Raw genomic sequence first — 16,444 nt, 5'->3', positions numbered from 1 at the left:
TAAGTGCCTCATTAAAAAATTGGTAATGCAGAAAGTTTTATTGTTAGCCATATTCCTCACCGGGTCTTTCATTAAAGATACTGCAGCTAAAACCTGGCAAGGAGGCGAAGCAAACTACATCCTGCACGACTCACTAATTAAGGGGGTGATACCTGCTGATCCCAAAGAAGGATTCAAAGACCTGTTTGTCAGAACTACGGCAAAGGGCTTAAATGTCAATAAACTGAATCCCCTGGCACTAAACTTTGTTCAGGATTATATGAACCGCTATAGTGCCCACTTATATGACATGAAAGGCTGGGGTAAGCCTTACTTCGACCTGATGAACGGCATTCTGACACAACACGGCTTACCAAATGAGTTAAAATATCTATCTGTTATTGAATCCAATCTTCATTCTTATGCAGTTTCATGGGCCGGTGCAGTTGGGCCCTGGCAGTTTATGCCTGAAACGGCACGCAACATGGGATTAAGAGTAAATTCTTTAAACGACGAACGTACTGACTTTTTCAAAAGTACACATGCTGCTGCCCGTTATTTGACCCAGTTGTATGGGCTATTTGGTGATTGGCTCCTGGTGATTGCAGCTTATAATGGAGGTCCAGGAAATGTATATTCAGCAATGCGCCGAAGCGGCAGCCGCAACTTCTGGGATCTGCAATACTACCTGCCGGAGGAATCCAGAAACCATGTAAAGAAGTTTATTGCCACTCACTATATTATGGAAGGTGATGGTGGGGTTACTACGCTGACAAAAAAGGAAAGGGAAAACTTCATGCTGAATGAGGCGCTTAAGCCTGCGGCTGATGATGACAAATCTGAAACAATGAATGTAAGCGGTAAATACAATTCCCTGATTATTGCACAAGTGATTCAAATAGACCTGGTGGCATTCAACCGCCTGAATCCAAACTTTGATAAGTTACTGTCAGCTAATGGAAGTTATGACATGCGTTTACCTTCAGATAAAATGTTATTGTTCCAGGCAAATAAACCACAAATACTGGAGCAATCTATTCGTTTAATGCTAACAATGGACGGCAGGTAATTTATTGTTTTAGGCCGGGTCAATATGATTAGTAATCATCCATGAAGAATCGTTAACTCGGCACCCAGCACTCTCTTTATCGCTTCCGCTTTGAGCATACATTCTTCCCACTCTTTTTCTGCATCAGAGTAAAAAGTAATACCAGATCCAACCTGGTAAGACAGGTATTGGTTCGAGGCATTATACATAATACTCCTGATCACCACGTTGAAATCAAAGTTGCCATTAGGATCAATATAACCAACTGAACCGGAGAAAATGCCTCTGTTGGAAGGCTCGTATTGATCTATCAGTTGCATTACGCGGTACTTTGGTGCGCCAGTCATAGAGCCCATTGGAAAAGTAGCAGGGAGTATGGCAGAAAATGGAACATTGCCATCCAATTCTCCGCTTACAGTGGAAACCATCTGATGCACTTGAGGAAAGGTATAAATTCCATACAATTCATCCACTTTTACTGTAGCACCCTTGCAAATCTTTGAGAGGTCATTGCGTACTAAGTCTACCACCATTACGTTTTCAGCCCGCTCCTTAGAGCTAGCCAGCAACTCTTCTTTTAATCGCCTGTCTTCTGCTTCATCATCCAGATTTCTTTTTGCAGTGCCTTTCATTGGCTGTGAAAGAATTTTTGTTCCTTCTTTGGCGATGTATCGTTCAGGGCTGGCACAAATAAGGTATTTATCATTCAGTCGATATAAAGCGGAAAAAGGTGTAGGAGAAACAGCAATGAGTTTTTGATAGATAGAAAGAGGTTCTATGATAGCTTTTTCTGCATAGAACTCCTGGCAGAAGTTGATCTCATAACAATCACCTCTCAAAATATGTTGCTGCAGTTTCCTGATGGTTTGCAAGTATTCAGCCCTGGTGATACGTTGCTGGATATTTAAATTAGCATGTGGCTGTATTGCATGCTCTTCTTGCTGCATGATTTGTAAGTATACTTCTTCCGGAGATGTAGCTTCAATACAAAGCTCATTGCCATTGATCGTCAGGATTACTTCAGGAACAAAAAAGAAAAAATCAGGGAAATGTAATGAGTCGGGCTTGTTATTGCTTAAGCCATGCAGACTTGATTTCAGGTTGTAGGCAATGTGACCGCAACTCCAGTCATTTTGCATTGCCAGGAAGTGGTCAAGTTCAGATACATCGCTTGTATCCGAGCTTATCAATGCACGGACGCCAACAGCCAATAAACATTCGTAATAATGTGGCTGGAAATTATAATGCAGGTTATCCAAATAACAAAAAATGTTGAACTGATTAGCCCAGTTCAACATTTTTGTTTTTACCTGCACTACATCACTAACTGAATAGCTTCTCTTAGCCAGGATATTTAATTAAATAATGAATTAAAAGTCTTCGTCTTCGTCATCAAAGCCCGAGTCGTTAAACAGATCCATGTCTTTGAAGTCTTCATCATCTTCGAACTTAACATCCTCCTCCTCTTCTTCCCCTTTCTTGCCACCGCCTTTTTTAGATTTAGGCAGATCAAACTCTTCGAAGTCCGGATCCCAATCATCTTCTTCATCATCTATATCCATATCTTCTTCATCATCAAAATCATCCTCGTCTTCATCCTTTGCAGGAGCCTTTGTAGCGGACTTCTTTGGAGCTACTTCTTCTTCAATAGAAGCTTCATCATCTTCTACTTTCTTTTTGGGGGCTCTTCCTTTGGCCTGTGCTATTAAAGTATCCAGCAATGTGCTTTCTTCAAACATTGGTTCTACAGTTAGTATCGACATATTCGTAACATTAAGCGGTGTAAAATTTCAGCGAAGTTTTTAATTAGCCAAATTTTCAAAAACATTTTTTTGTTGCCTCTAAAAGACTTTGAAATCAGTTTTTGGTAATCTGGTTTCTGAAGCTTGCAAATTTATTTCCAAATTCTCAATTTCAAGCTACAGATTCATCATATTATTTATTTACTTTAATTAACTGATCACGACCAGGTCCATTGGAGATGTAGCTAATGGGCACTCCCAATTTTTCATTTAAGAAAGCGACATAATTCTTCATTTCCTGAGGCAGAGCATTAGACTCTTTGATTCCTGTTGTATCAGTATTCCAGCCCTTAAAGCTTTGGTAAACAGGTTCGATTTTGTTCCAGGTCATTTGGAATGGCACCTGAGTATCTTCTTTCCCGTTGATCTTATAAGATGTACAAACAGACAGGTCGCTAAAAGCATCAAGAACGTCAGCTTTGGTCATGATCACCTGAGTAACGCCATTGATCATGCAGGCATATTGCAGGGCTACCAGATCCATCCAACCGCAACGACGAGGTCTTCCGGTAGTAGCACCAAACTCATGACCAATCTTGCGCAATTGCTCACCAGTTTCATCTTCCAATTCTGTTGGGAAAGGACCGCTACCTACCCTTGTACAATATGCTTTGGATACACCGAAAACTTCTTTGATTTTCTGTGGGGCAACACCTAATCCATTGCACACTCCGGCAGAAATTGTGTTGGAAGAAGTTACAAACGGGAAAGTACCGAAGTCGATATCCAGCATGCTTCCTTGTGCACCTTCGGCCAGTACTTTTTTGCCCTCGCTGATCTTATTATTGATAAAGTATTCGCCGTTTACAATATTCAGGCTGCGCAAGAATTCAATAGCATCCAGGAATTCTTCTTCCCAGGCAGTAAGATCTTCTGTAAAGTTGTAATTGTCCAGAAGCTTTTGGTGCTTCAGGCGCAGCTTGATATAAGACGTTGTAAAGCTTTTATGCAACAAGTCACCTACACGCAAAGCGTTACGGCCCGTTTTATCCATATAGGCAGGTCCAATACCTTTTAAAGTAGAACCGATCTTTTCATTGCCTTTAGCCATTTCAGCAGCTTTATCCAATGCACGGTGTGTAGGCAGGATCAAATTGGTGCGCTCAGAAATAAAAAGGTTCTTGCGGAGGTCAACACCGAAAGCTGCTACGGTTTCAGCCTCGCGACGGAGGGTTACCGGATCCAATACCACACCATTTCCGATCAGATTTACAGTACCCTGGTGGAATACACCAGAAGGAATCTGGTGAAGCACTATCTTTTTGTCACCCACATAAAGCGTGTGACCAGCATTAGGACCGCCCTGGAAACGAGCAATTACATCGTATTGAGATGCGAAATAATCTACTATTTTACCCTTGCCTTCATCGCCCCATTGAAGACCCAGTATAACATCAACCATAGAGGAGTTATTAAATTGAGTGGCAAAAGTAGGGGAAATCTCAGTTTTGAGGGTGAAGTTAGCGGGTTGAAGTTCAAAGTTTGGGAAGAACCAGGTAACGTTGGGAATAACGAATAAAAGGAAGTGTAAAGGGAGGGGGTTCAAAACTTGGAGGGTGGGGGTTGGTTTTGTACCTTTAGGCGCAGTTCCCTTGACTCCGTTCAGGGCTTTTTGGGCGTTCTGCCTGTAGGTTGTTTTCCCCTTATTTATGAGCATTTGCTCAATTCAGATCGAAGCAGAGTCGAAAGATGGTCGAAGGATAGTCGAAGTAGCATCGGCTTAGATACGGCTGATGTACGGCTATGGTACGGCTTAGGTACGGAGTAGGTAGGGAGTAAGTATGGTTCAGGGATGAGTTGGGGATTAGGGGGTCAAAATCTGTTTCGTGCTTCAGGTATGCTGTTAGTATGCTTCAGGTATGCTTCAACTATACTCCAGGGATACAGCAGGAATACTGTAGCCCTACTTTAGGTATACTGATGGTATGCTTCAGGTATACTTGATCTACGAAGGATGAGTTGATTTTAGGAGGATAAACAGGCAAAAGCGGTCAGATTTGCCTGAAGGAGATGGTTTTGACTATTGAAATAATAAACCCCATCCGATTGTTGTAAGATGGGGTTGAATTGTTATGAGATAGACTTGATTGAACTTTTATTTTTCTATTAATCATTTAAGCGTTTGCTTCTGCATCGAAGCGGTCGACAGAGTGGATGCCTTTCAGGTCTTTGAGGCTGATTACCAGTTCATCCAGTTCTTCTTTGTCATGAACAAATAGCTTGATACTACCCGAGAAAATACCTTCTTTTGATTCAATCGTCAGGGCGGAAATATTGAGGCCCATATCTCCACTGATCACATTGGTAATTTTGTTAATGATACCAACGTCATCCATACCAACAATCCTAAGGCCGGTGAGGAATGATATTTCCTTGTTCTTAGCCCACTTCGTTTTGACAATGCGGTGCCCGTAGTTGGACATCAGCTTGGTAGCATTGGGACAGGAGGTGCGGTGAATGGTCAAGCCTTTGCCTGTGGTTACAAAGCCAAATACATCATCGCCTGGGATGGGTTTGCAACAATTGGCCAAGTTGTACATGATCTTATCGCTGCTTTCGCCAAAGATCACCAGTTCAGCATCCTTCTTTGGAAGGGCCGGATGGATAATTTCCGATTTAGGTTCGATATGTTTCACTACTGGCTTAGGTGCTTCCAGCCTATCGCCAATGACCTTGAATTCCTTTAAGTCTTTGAGATCGATATTTTTTATTGCGATCTGGTAATAAAGTTCGAGACCGGAGTTTACTTTATACCAGCTGATCAGCTCATCGATATTATGGTGATTGAAGGTAGCTCCTATCCCCTCGAGCTTGCGCTGGAGTGTATATTTTCCTTCCTCGGCCACTGCCTTCTTTTCTTCCTTCAGGGCGTCCTTAATCTTGGTACGAGCCTTGGCGGTTACCACGAAATTCAACCAGTCTTCGGAAGGCTTTTGCTTGTTGGAAGAAATGATCTCCACCTGGTCACCGCTGCGCAGTTTGTGGCTGATAGGCACCAGCTTGTGGTTAACCTTAGCACCGATACATTTAGCTCCGACCTCACTGTGCACTAAAAATGCAAAGTCGAGCGCGGTAGCACCGATGGGCAGCATTTTGACGTCGCCCTTAGGAGTGTAGACATAAATTTCCTCGGCAAGGAAGCTACGCTTGAAGTCCTGCAGAAAGTCGACAGAGTCAACATCCTGGTTGGTGATGACTTCCCGGATCTGGGTAAACCATTTATCAAAACGGTTTTCGTTGTGGGTACCTTCTTTGTATTTCCAGTGAGCGGCAAGTCCTTTTTCGGCGATTTCATTCATACGTCTTGTCCGGATCTGCACTTCTACCCACTTGCCCTGTGGGCCCATTACAGTCGTATGCAACGCCTCATAACCATTGCTCTTTGGATTGCTCAACCAGTCGCGCAGACGCTCAGGAGAAGGGTTGTATTGGTCTGTAATCATCGAATACACCTTCCAGCAGTCCTCTTTTTCTTTTTCCTGAGGAGAATTCAAAATAATACGGATAGCGAAGAGGTCGTATACTTCTTCGAAGGACACGCCTTTCTTTTTCATTTTATTCCAGATGGAATGGATGCTTTTCGGGCGCCCGTATATTTCGAAATTCATCTCTTCCTTATCCAGGCTATCCTTGAGGGGCTTGATAAATTCGTTGATGTAGCGGGTCCTCTCCCTTTTGGTCTCGGCCAGCTTACGGGCGATTTCCTTATAGGTATCCGGCTCCAGGTACTTCATGGCCAGGTCTTCCATTTCCGTCTTCATATTATACAACCCCATGCGGTGTGCCAGGGGAGCATATACATAAACGGTTTCGGAAGAAATCTTCAACTGCTTTTCATGCTTCATGCTATCGAGCGTGCGCATATTGTGCAGGCGGTCGGCCAGTTTTATCAAAATAACCCTTGGATCATCCGTAAGGGTTAAGAGAATCTTTTTAAAATTTTCGGCTTGTTGTGAGGCATTGACATCAATTACGTTCGAAATCTTGGTCAAGCCGTCCACAATTTTAGCGATCTCGCTACCAAACTCGCGTTGAATATCATCGAGGGATATATCAGTATCTTCTACAGTATCGTGTAAAAGGGAGCAAATAGTAGAACGGATACCCAAACCGATTTCTTCCACACAAATTCGAGCTACAGCCAGCGGATGCAGGATATAAGGCTCGCCACTTTTGCGACGCATACTTTTGTGCGCATCGGCGGCCATTTCAAAAGCATGACGTATCAATTTCCGGTCGCCGGACTTAGCACGGGACTTCAGGGCACGCTGCAGGGCACGATACTCCCTCAGGATCAGTTTCTTTTCCTGCTCTTCATTCAAATTATATTTAGGCTTTTGCGCGACAGTCTCCATACGTCACGAATTTAGGTTTTTTATTAACTGTTTTTTTTAACAAGAAAAAGGATTAACAACTTGTGTAAAAACCCCTACATTTGCAACCCGATTGAGAATTGAAGGTTCAAAGTTCAGTGTTCAAAGTCGAATTATTTCAATTAAAATATCGAAGAGCACGAATAGCTAAGAACTTCAAATCAGTAATGCGGATGTGGCGAAATTGGTAGACGCATTAGACTTAGGATCTAACGCCGCGAGGCATGGGGGTTCGAGTCCCTCCATCCGCACAGGACGAATGTCGAAAAGGAACAAGGAATAAAGATTAATGAAGTGAAGAAAATGTTCAAAATGCTCCTGATCCGTATTAGGAGGTCTACATTCAATGTTCAATATAAAATGATGGACATTGAAGCGTGAAAAGTGAACCTTCATTTAAGTTCTTTATTTTTTGTTCCTTGTTCGTTATTACAACTATACAACAATAGAAATTTATGGCTACAGTAACTCAGCAAGAGGTTGCTCCTTTACACAAGCATTTAAGTGTTACTATCAATAAAGAAGATTATCTGCCTTCTTTTGAGAAATCATTAAAAGATTATAGCAAGAAAGCCAATATTCCTGGCTTCAGAAAAGGCATGGTTCCTACCGGCCTTATCAAAAAAATGTATGGTCCTTCCCTGTTCACTGATGAAGTGCTGCGTGTAGTGGATCGTGAAATTTTCAAATACATTGACGCAGAGAAGCTTGACATTTTTGCACAGCCACTGCCTGTAGATCTCAACATTGGACAACTGGATGTCAACAATCCAATCAATTATACTTTCACTTTCGAAGTGGGCATGAAGCCTGAGGTAAAAACTCCGGAACTGTCTCAACAGACCCCTACCCGCTACAAAGTGGAGATCACAGACGAAATGCTGAATGAAGAAGTGGAGCGCCTGCGCACCCGCTTTGGTAATATGACTGAACCTGAGTCTGTTAACAGCGATGAGAACGTGCTGAATGTAACTTTTGTGGAAACCGACGCAGAGGGCAACGAAATTGAAGGTGGCATCAGAAAAGATAATTCCCTGCTTGTAAAATACTTCAAAGAAGAATTCCGCCCCAACCTTATGGGAAAGAAGAATGATGACGTATTGCAAGTAAACCTGGAAGAAGTTTTCGGTGATAAAGAAAAAGAGTGGATCGTAAATGATCTTGGCCTGGACAGTGCAACAGGAAAGAATTTTAAATTGATCATTACAAAAGTTGGTCTTGTAGAACCACGTGAGTTGAATGAAGAATTCTTTGCTCAATTGTTCCCTGCTGAAGAAATCAAAACAGAGGAAGCTTTCCGCAATAAAGTAAAAGAAGGGCTTCAGGCACAATGGGATTCTGAAACCCGCAATCAATTGCACCATACGTTGTACCACGTATTGCTGGATAACACACAAGTGTCCTTCCCTGAAGACTTCCTGAAACGCTGGATCAAAACGCAAGGAGAGAACAACCAGCCTAAAACTGATGAACAAGTAGAGCACGAGTTCCCTGCATTCATCAACCAGTTGAAGTGGAGCCTGATCACAGACAAATTGATCCAGGAAAATGATATCAAGGTTACACAGGAAGATGTGCGCGATTTTGCCAAGCAACAATTACTTGGATACATGGGTGCGAGCGCCCTTGATGAAGAGCAGGATTGGGTTCGTGACTACATCGACCGTATGATGAAAGACAGGAAATATGTTGAAGATGCATTCAACCGTCTTCAAACTCAAAGGTTGTTTGAATGGGCTGAAACTAAGGTGAATGCTACTGAGCAACCGATTAGCAAGGAAGAGTTCATTAAGATGAATGAAGAGCATCAGCATCATCATCATTAATGGAATGATGAATGATTTGAATAACGAATTAATGAAGAGCGAGAGGGAGGAAATAGAATAAGAATTATTATTAATTTATATAGTTTATAGAATGGAGAACTGATCGCTCAGTTCTCCATTTTTTTTGAGTCCTTGGCTGTAAAGAAGCATCTTATTAAAGAATACATTTCCTTTTCTACTTTTTATCGAATATCTTTCATGGTAAAGAAGCTCTTGCCTCTTTTTGTGCTCTGCCCTTTTGTCGCATTTTTTATATAGCACAGTATTTGGTATGACACAAACACTTAAATTGCTTTATCATTAACACTAGACGATATGAGTTTTCAATCAGAATTTGAAAAGTATGCCGTGAAGCACCTCGGCATGTCAAGTAATACCCTTAACAGTTACTCCAAGCACATGGTAACTGCCTTAACACCGAACATCATTGAAGAGAGGCCCATGAACGTAGCTGTTATGGATGTATACAGCCGTTTGATGATGGACCGCATCATCTTCCTTGGCTATCCCATCAGTGACGAGGTAGGTAATATAGTAACAGCGCAACTTTTGTTTTTAGATTCTTCCGACCGCACCCGTGATATTAATATGTACATCAATTCGCCGGGTGGAAGTGTATATGCCGGTTTGGGCATTTATGATACGATGCAGTTTGTATCCCCTGATATTTCAACGATTTGTATTGGAGTAGCAGCTTCCATGTCGTGTGTACTTCTTGGAGCTGGGACAAAGGGAAAGCGTGCTGCATTGAAACACTCACGGATCATGATGCACCAACCTAGTGGTGCGATTGGCGGCCAGGCCAGTGATATTGAAATTACTGTGAACGAGATCCGTAAGTTGAAGAAAGAACTTTATGAAATAGTGAACCGTCATACCGGCAGATCGATAGAACAGATAGAAGATGATTTCGACCGTGACTATTGGCTTACTTCTGAGCAAGCTAAGGAATATGGCTTTGTTGATGAAGTGTTGCTGGTAAACGCGAGGAAAGAGAAGAAAGCAGAGTTGAAGGGATGATTTGAAAGACGAATGACGAATTATTTGGAAAGGGACCGGATGAAGAATTGGGAAAATGATGAGAAATGGGATTGGATTTTAATAAGATTCGAATAGGTAGATAATCAAGTTCTTATATTTAAAATTTGACAAAAGATGTTTTTAAAAGACGACATATATAGCCGCTTACCACTGATGCAACCACAACCTCAGCCAAGCCCGGAACCAGGAACTCCGGAAGAACCTGAGACAGAGGAAGAAAGAGAAGAACGTGCCCAAATGGACACCCAGATGCTGTACAAGAGACTGGAAAAGTACTTTTTCCAAACCCGCAGCATTTATTTATGGGGCATAGTTGATGACAAATCGGCTAAGGACATCGTAACCAAACTGATGTTGTTGGAAGCTGATAAGTCAGGAGAAGAGATCAAGTTTTTCATCAGTAGCCCTGGCGGCTCAGTTACCAGCGGCATGGTGATCTATGATACCATGCGCATGATCAAATCGCCTGTAAGTACCATCTGTATGGGATTGGCAGCATCTATGGGAAGTATCTTACTGAGTGGAGGCACTAAAGGGCGCAGGTTTATATTTCCAAACGGAGAGGTTATGATCCACCAGCCTTCACTGGGCGGCCATATCCAAGGTGTGAGTGCTGATATGGAAATCCATGCGGAACAGATCAAACGCACCAAAGAAATGGGGGCCCGTATTCTGGCTGATAACACAGGTCAGACGTTTGAGAAGGTTATGAAAGACTTTAACCGCGACTATTGGATGGATGCGCAGAAGTCCATCGAGTATGGTATTGTGGATAAGATTATAGACAAGCTGTATTAGGAGAGATGACTGATGATAGATGATTGATTATTAGTTATTGATGAGTGGAAATTGAAGAGAAGTGTAAAGAAAATGTAAAGATCTTGTTATGAAAGATCAAACATAATAAACACTTTGACTTAATAAATCATTCATAAACAGACTAATTCTTTCTTAAATCCTTTAAAAAACCGTTGTCCTGAGCCAACGGTTTTTTAATTTTGCAGAATGCTTTAAGCAGCGTTCTTATTAAATAAGCCTTCTATATAAATAAATTAATCAACTGTTAATGGCTAAAAACTTATTACACTGTTCCTTTTGTGGCCGAAGCCGGGATGAGGTCAAAATCCTCATTGCGGGCCAGGAAGGGCACATTTGCGAAAATTGTGTAGAGCACGCCCGTGAAATCATTGACCAGGAGCTGATGATCCGTGACGAAAAGGCACCTTCTTCTTTTAAGCTCACCGTAAAGAAACCTATTGAAATCAAGAAGTTTCTGGATGAGTATGTAATTGGGCAAGATGAGGCTAAAAAGGTTTTAGCTGTGGCAGTTTATAACCATTATAAACGTTTACAATATAAAACAGCCGAGAATTCGAGCCACGAGATTGAAATTGACAAGAGTAATATTGTAATGGTTGGGGAAACCGGTACAGGTAAAACTTTACTGGCCAAGACAATCGCGAAACTGCTGAATGTACCATTTGCTATTGTTGATGCTACTGTGTTTACCGAAGCAGGTTATGTAGGTGAAGATGTGGAAAGCATTTTAACCCGTCTGCTGCAGGTTTGTAACTATGATGTAGCAGCTGCAGAACGCGGCATTGTGTACATCGACGAAATTGACAAAATAGCACGCAAAGGAGATAATCCTTCGATCACCCGCGATGTGAGCGGAGAAGGTGTTCAGCAGGGCATGCTGAAGCTTCTGGAAGGCACCGATGTATTGGTGCCACCACAAGGAGGCCGTAAGCATCCTGAACAGAAGCTAATCAAGATCAATACACAGAATATTTTATTCATTTGCGGCGGTGCTTTCGACGGCATTGATAAGATCATTGCCCGTCGTGTACAAACGAATACGATTGGTTTTAATGTAGACAAGCAGTTGCAGGAGAACATGAAGAAAAACCTGCTCCGTTTTGTAAATGCACAGGACCTGAAAGCGTTTGGCCTGATACCCGAACTATTGGGACGTCTTCCTGTGGTTACTCACCTGGATCCATTAGATGCGATCACATTAAGGTCGATCCTCACAGAGCCTAAGAATGCATTGATCAAGCAATATGTCCGACTGTTTGAGCTAGAAGGCATCCAATTAACGATTGAAAATGAAGTGCTTGACTTCATGGTTGAAAAAGCTATGGAATACAAGCTTGGAGCGAGGGGTTTAAGAAGTATATGTGAAGGCATTTTAACCGATGCCATGTTTGAACTTCCTTCTTCAAAAGAAAAGTTCTTTACTGTAGATATTGATTATGCCACCCGTAAGTTTGATAAGAGCAAACTGAGTTTGCTAAAGGTAGCATAGTCGGGAGATAAACATCTTAATCATTAAAATCAGAATTTATGTTTGACAACATGTTTGGTATGAACAAAGGAAAGGCTGAAGGCCAGGTAAATGAATTGGTAGACAGATTAAAAGAAAGGGCTGGGCTGTCAGATGAGCAAGCGAATAATGTGCTTGAAACACTTAAGGATTTTGTTGTAGAAAAGTATCCAATGCTGCAGGGCGCAGTAGAGAGTATTTTTGGAAATAAGTAAGAGACTTATTGAATCTGTTTAATATTTAAGCTAAATTTTATATTCTTTTTTTAAACAAAAAAAATCCCGTTGCTAACGGGATTTTTATTTGGGTACATTTGGTTTCTCCAGAAATGTAAACTCTCTTTAGCTGCAACCCATGCTATTACCACAGTTCAGGCACTTATAGCAAGTACCACTTCTTACAGTAATATGACCACAGGTATTACAAGCAGGAGCGTCGCTTTGCATGCTGCGGGCGGCAACGTTTACAGCACCTAGGCCAGCATTTTCATCTTTAACAGCGACTTTTTGAGTTTTTACGCTTTGAGGAGCAACAACCCGAACACTTGACAACTCTGGTTGACTAACCGGTTCGTCCCAATCGTCTTCACCAGTATTCATTACTTCCGGTTTATCAAGAACGTGAACCAGGTCGGTTCTATTCAAGTATTCATAACCGAGAACTCTGAATATGAAGTCAACAATCGAAGTTGTTGACTTAATGTTTGGATGCTCAACAAAGCCTGCTGGATCAAATTTAGTGAAAACAAATTTCTCTACAAATTCTTCTAATGGAACTCCATATTGGAGACCTATCGAAATTGAGATCGCAAAACAGTTTAACATACTACGCATTGTAGCCCCCTCTTTTGCCATATCAATGAAGATCTCACCCACAGTACCATCGGCATATTCACCAGTGCGCAGGAATACTGCCTGGCCGTTGATCTTAGCTTTTTGTGTAAAGCCTCTACGTTTTGCAGGCAGCGCACGTCTTTCAACGATCATAGCCAACTGACGTTTCAGCTGTGTATCAGGAGATGCCTGTACTCGTTTCTGCACTTCATCCAGTAATTCTTCAATGGTCAGCTTGCCCATGTCGATAATACCCAGGTCAGCTTCCATTACCTGCGCCTCTTCGTCCTTGCCATTTTCCCCTTCTTTCTTCTTTTTATCACTCTTATTGCTCAAAGGCTGAGACAATTTAGAACCGTCACGGTAAAGCGCACACGCTTTTAAGCCCAATTTCCAGCTTAACATGTAAGCATCTTCAATTTCTTCAATTGTTGCTTCGTGCGGCAAGTTGATTGTCTTTGAGATCGCACCGCTGATGAAAGGTTGTGTAGCACCCATCATACGGATATGGCCGTGTGCATGGATATAGCGCTCACCTTTCTTACCGCATTTATTTGCACAGTCAAATACAGGCAGGTGTTCGGGCTTCAGATATGGAGCACCTTCAACTGTCATGGTACCACATACGAAGTCATTAGCTGCATCGATTTGTTCATCGGTGAAGCCAAGTGCTTCGAGAAGACTCCAACCAAAGTCGTAGTATTGTTCCGGAGCAAAGCCTAAACGTTTCAGACATTCTTCGCCTAATGTATATACATTGAATACAAAGCCGATCTCGAAAGCAGAAGCAACAGCTGCGTCCAACTTTTTAATCTCAGATTCAATGAATCCTTTTTCGCTCAATGTCTGGTGATTGATGTAAGGCGCGCCAGAGAAAGTACCGCTACCTACGGCATATTTAATAATGGCGTCTGTTTGTTTTTGGTCATAGCCCAGGTTTTTCAAGGCCACAGGAACTGACTGGTTGATGATCTTGAAGTAACCACCACCTGATAATTTTTTAAATTTCACCAATGCAAAGTCTGGTTCTACACCGGTGGTATCGCAATCCATTACCAGACCAATAGTGCCTGTAGGAGCGATTACAGTTGCCTGAGCATTCCTGTAACCATATTTTTCACCCAGTTCAACAGCTTCATCCCAAGCTTTGCAAGCAGCTTTCAGTAAATAGTCAGGGCAATATTTTGCTTTCAGGCCCTGAGGCTTAATGCTCAGGTCTTCGTATTCATCTGCATCATAGGCGGCCAAACGGTGATTGTGCATTACCTTCAGCATCGAAGCTTTATTTTCTTCATAGCGCACGAAAGCACCCAAGTTCTTCGCCATTTCAGCTGAAGTTTTATAAGCCGTACCTGTCATGATGGCTGTAATGGCACCGGCAATAGCGCGGGCTTTTTCACTGTCGTAAGGAATACCGCTTACCATCAGCATGGTACCGAGGTTGGCATATCCCAAACCAAGCGTTCTGTATTCATAGCTTAATTGAGCCACTTCTTTAGAAGGGAATTGAGCCATCAACACAGAAATTTCCAGAACGGTTGTCCATAAACGGCAGGTATATTCAAAGCCTTCTACGTCGAAGATGTTCTTTTCAGTATCAAAGAACTTCATCAGGTTGGCTGAAGCCAGGTTACAAGCAGTATTATCGAGGAACATGTACTCACTGCAAGGGTTAGAGGCCCTGATTTCGCCACCAGCTGGGCAGGTATGCCATTCATTGATGGTTGTATTGTATTGGGTACCGGGATCCGCACAACGCCAGGCTGCATAAGCGATCTGGTTCCACAGTTCACGGGATGGAACTTTCTTCATAACGCGGCCGTCGGTACGTGCGGTTAGTTCCCAGTCCTCTCCTTTTTCCAATTTTTCGAAGAAGGAATTAGGGATGCGTACTGAGTTGTTAGAATTTTGGCCACTCACTGTACGGTAAGCTTCACCTTCGTAGTCGCTAGGGTAACCAGCAGCAATCAAAGCAGCTACTTTCTTTTCCTCTTCTACTTTCCAGTTAACAAACTGAACGATCTCTGGGTGGTCCAGGTCGAGGCAAACCATCTTGGCTGCACGACGTGTGGTTCCGCCGCTTTTGATAGCGCCAGCAGCGCGGTCACCAATTTTCAGGAAACTCATTAAGCCTGAAGAAGTGCCGCCCCCACTCAGTTTTTCACCTTCAGCGCGAAGGTTAGAAAAGTTTGTACCAACACCAGATCCGTATTTAAATATTCTGGCTTCACGAACCCACAGGTCCATGATACCGCCATCAGAAACTAAGTCGTCATCAACACTCAGGATAAAGCAAGCGTGAGGTTGTGGTCTTTCATAAGCTGAAGTAGAATTCTTCAACTTACCGTCTTTAGGGTCAACATAATAGTGTCCCTGAGGCTTCCCTGTAATCCCATAGCTCTCGTGCAATCCTGTGTTGAACCACTGTGGAGAATTGGGTACACACATCTGGCCAAGGATGCTATATACCAATTCTTCGTAGAAAACCTCTGCGTCCTTTGCACTGGCGAAGTAGCCATATTTTTCACCCCAAACTCTCCAGCAGTTAGCCATGCGGTGAGCAACTTGCTTTACCGAAGTTTCACGCCCGGTAGTACCATCCGGCTGAGGCACGCCCGCTTTACGGAAGTATTTCTGGGCAAGAATGTCCGTAGCAATTTGGCTCCAGCCCTTAGGAACTTCCACATTATTCATTTCAAACACAACCTCTCCGCTTGGATTGCGGATGACAGAAGTGCGGTAGTCGTACTCGAAGAGATCAAATACAGAAGTACCTTCTTTGGTGAATTTGCGTTGGAAGGTTAATCCTTTGGTCGTGGTTTTCTTTGCACTGGCCATATTGTTGAGTTTAGTTTTCTTTTCTTTCGGAGGCTCCTTTTCCTTAGGAGTCTCAATATTCTGTGCAGTTGTTTCAGCTTTAATCTCTGCGATAGTATCAGCTTTTGGAGCTAAACTTTCAGCAGCTTTTGCTGAGTTTTCGACATTCTTCACTGGATTCTCTGAATCCTTAGCGTTTTCAAAGTTGTTTGGACTATCAAATAAGTCTTGAAAGAGATTCATTTCCATCCTCAAAAGTTTTGCGGGAGAACGAAAATATTTTTACTAAGTGAAAATACAGGGCCATAGATATGCACACGTGTGCATAAATCAGGTGAACAAATCGTAAAAAGCAAGCTGGTAGTGATTTTCAGAATTTATGCACCTCCTTTTGGAATA

11 protein-coding genes and 1 tRNA gene are annotated in these 16,444 nt (G+C 42.5%); 7 read left to right on the top strand and 5 right to left on the bottom strand.

Going from position 1 to position 16,444, the window contains the following annotated elements:
• Positions 1–25 precede the first annotated feature (25 nt).
• Positions 26–1,048: a lytic transglycosylase domain-containing protein gene (locus OCK74_RS02470; RefSeq protein ID WP_279295400.1), complete on the top strand. Its 1,023-nt coding sequence runs from the start codon at positions 26–28 to the stop codon at positions 1,046–1,048.
• 35 nt (positions 1,049–1,083) lie between these two features.
• Here the strand turns inward: OCK74_RS02470 and OCK74_RS02465 are convergent, their stop codons facing one another.
• From OCK74_RS02465 to OCK74_RS02450, 4 genes are all read right to left on the bottom strand, one after another.
• Entirely contained in the window at positions 1,084–2,325 is a 1,242-nt protein-coding gene (locus OCK74_RS02465) for an anthranilate synthase component I family protein (protein WP_279295399.1), read from the bottom strand.
• 72 nt (positions 2,326–2,397) lie between these two features.
• The gene (locus OCK74_RS02460) at positions 2,398–2,790 is read right to left on the bottom strand and encodes a hypothetical protein (protein WP_279295398.1); all 393 of its coding nucleotides are present in this window, start codon (positions 2,788–2,790) and stop codon (positions 2,398–2,400) included.
• A gap of 172 nt (positions 2,791–2,962) precedes the next feature.
• Positions 2,963–4,486: an adenylosuccinate synthase gene (locus OCK74_RS02455; protein ID WP_279295397.1), complete on the bottom strand. Its 1,524-nt coding sequence runs from the start codon at positions 4,484–4,486 to the stop codon at positions 2,963–2,965.
• Positions 4,487–4,943: 457 nt separating this feature from the next.
• Positions 4,944–7,184, bottom strand: coding sequence for a RelA/SpoT family protein (locus OCK74_RS02450; RefSeq protein ID WP_279295396.1), 2,241 nt, complete (start codon positions 7,182–7,184; stop codon positions 4,944–4,946).
• Between the two features lie 187 nt (positions 7,185–7,371).
• Between OCK74_RS02450 and OCK74_RS02445 the strand changes: the two genes are divergently transcribed.
• From OCK74_RS02445 to OCK74_RS02420, 6 genes are all read left to right on the top strand, one after another.
• Positions 7,372–7,453: transfer RNA gene (locus OCK74_RS02445), tRNA-Leu, on the top strand.
• A gap of 204 nt (positions 7,454–7,657) precedes the next feature.
• Positions 7,658–9,028, top strand: a complete 1,371-nt coding sequence (gene tig, locus OCK74_RS02440; protein ID WP_279295395.1) for a trigger factor — start codon at positions 7,658–7,660, stop codon at positions 9,026–9,028.
• Positions 9,029–9,343: 315 nt separating this feature from the next.
• Positions 9,344–10,048 carry a ClpP family protease gene (locus OCK74_RS02435; RefSeq protein ID WP_279295394.1) on the top strand — a complete coding sequence of 235 codons (705 nt, stop codon included), beginning with the start codon at positions 9,344–9,346 and terminating at the stop codon, positions 10,046–10,048.
• 135 nt (positions 10,049–10,183) lie between these two features.
• The gene (locus OCK74_RS02430; RefSeq protein ID WP_279295393.1) at positions 10,184–10,867 is read left to right on the top strand and encodes a ClpP family protease; all 684 of its coding nucleotides are present in this window, start codon (positions 10,184–10,186) and stop codon (positions 10,865–10,867) included.
• A 268-nt stretch (positions 10,868–11,135) separates the two neighbouring features.
• Positions 11,136–12,377, top strand: coding sequence for an ATP-dependent Clp protease ATP-binding subunit ClpX (gene clpX / locus OCK74_RS02425; RefSeq protein WP_279295392.1), 1,242 nt, complete (start codon positions 11,136–11,138; stop codon positions 12,375–12,377).
• A gap of 38 nt (positions 12,378–12,415) precedes the next feature.
• Entirely contained in the window at positions 12,416–12,610 is a 195-nt protein-coding gene (locus OCK74_RS02420; RefSeq protein ID WP_279295391.1) for a hypothetical protein, read from the top strand.
• 126 nt (positions 12,611–12,736) lie between these two features.
• Here OCK74_RS02420 and OCK74_RS02415 read toward each other — a convergent pair whose 3' ends face one another.
• Positions 12,737–16,066 carry a vitamin B12-dependent ribonucleotide reductase gene (locus OCK74_RS02415; RefSeq protein ID WP_423803128.1) on the bottom strand — a complete coding sequence of 1,110 codons (3,330 nt, stop codon included), beginning with the start codon at positions 16,064–16,066 and terminating at the stop codon, positions 12,737–12,739.
• Positions 16,067–16,444: the final 378 nt, after the last annotated feature.

Origin of the sequence: Paraflavisolibacter caeni (assembly GCF_025628885.1) — a bacterium.
GTDB classification, from domain to species: Bacteria; Bacteroidota; Bacteroidia; order Chitinophagales; family Chitinophagaceae; genus Flavisolibacter; species Flavisolibacter caeni.
The sequence above is the reverse complement of the archived record's forward strand: the minus strand, read 5'-3'. Positions and strand labels throughout refer to the sequence as shown.

Coding starts and splice junctions, on each gene's coding strand:
- clpX (WP_279295392.1), top strand. CDS start 11,136: ATGGCTAAAAACTTATTACACTGTTCCTTTTGTGGCCGAAGCCGGGAT.
- OCK74_RS02460 (WP_279295398.1), bottom strand. CDS start 2,790: ATGTCGATACTAACTGTAGAACCAATGTTTGAAGAAAGCACATTGCTG.
- OCK74_RS02430 (WP_279295393.1), top strand. CDS start 10,184: ATGTTTTTAAAAGACGACATATATAGCCGCTTACCACTGATGCAACCA.
- OCK74_RS02465 (WP_279295399.1), bottom strand. CDS start 2,325: ATGTTGAACTGGGCTAATCAGTTCAACATTTTTTGTTATTTGGATAAC.
- OCK74_RS02435 (WP_279295394.1), top strand. CDS start 9,344: ATGAGTTTTCAATCAGAATTTGAAAAGTATGCCGTGAAGCACCTCGGC.
- tig (WP_279295395.1), top strand. CDS start 7,658: ATGGCTACAGTAACTCAGCAAGAGGTTGCTCCTTTACACAAGCATTTA.
- OCK74_RS02470 (WP_279295400.1), top strand. CDS start 26: ATGCAGAAAGTTTTATTGTTAGCCATATTCCTCACCGGGTCTTTCATT.
- OCK74_RS02455 (WP_279295397.1), bottom strand. CDS start 4,486: ATGCTCATAAATAAGGGGAAAACAACCTACAGGCAGAACGCCCAAAAA.
- OCK74_RS02450 (WP_279295396.1), bottom strand. CDS start 7,184: ATGGAGACTGTCGCGCAAAAGCCTAAATATAATTTGAATGAAGAGCAG.
- OCK74_RS02415 (WP_423803128.1), bottom strand. CDS start 16,066: ATGGCCAGTGCAAAGAAAACCACGACCAAAGGATTAACCTTCCAACGC.
- OCK74_RS02420 (WP_279295391.1), top strand. CDS start 12,416: ATGTTTGACAACATGTTTGGTATGAACAAAGGAAAGGCTGAAGGCCAG.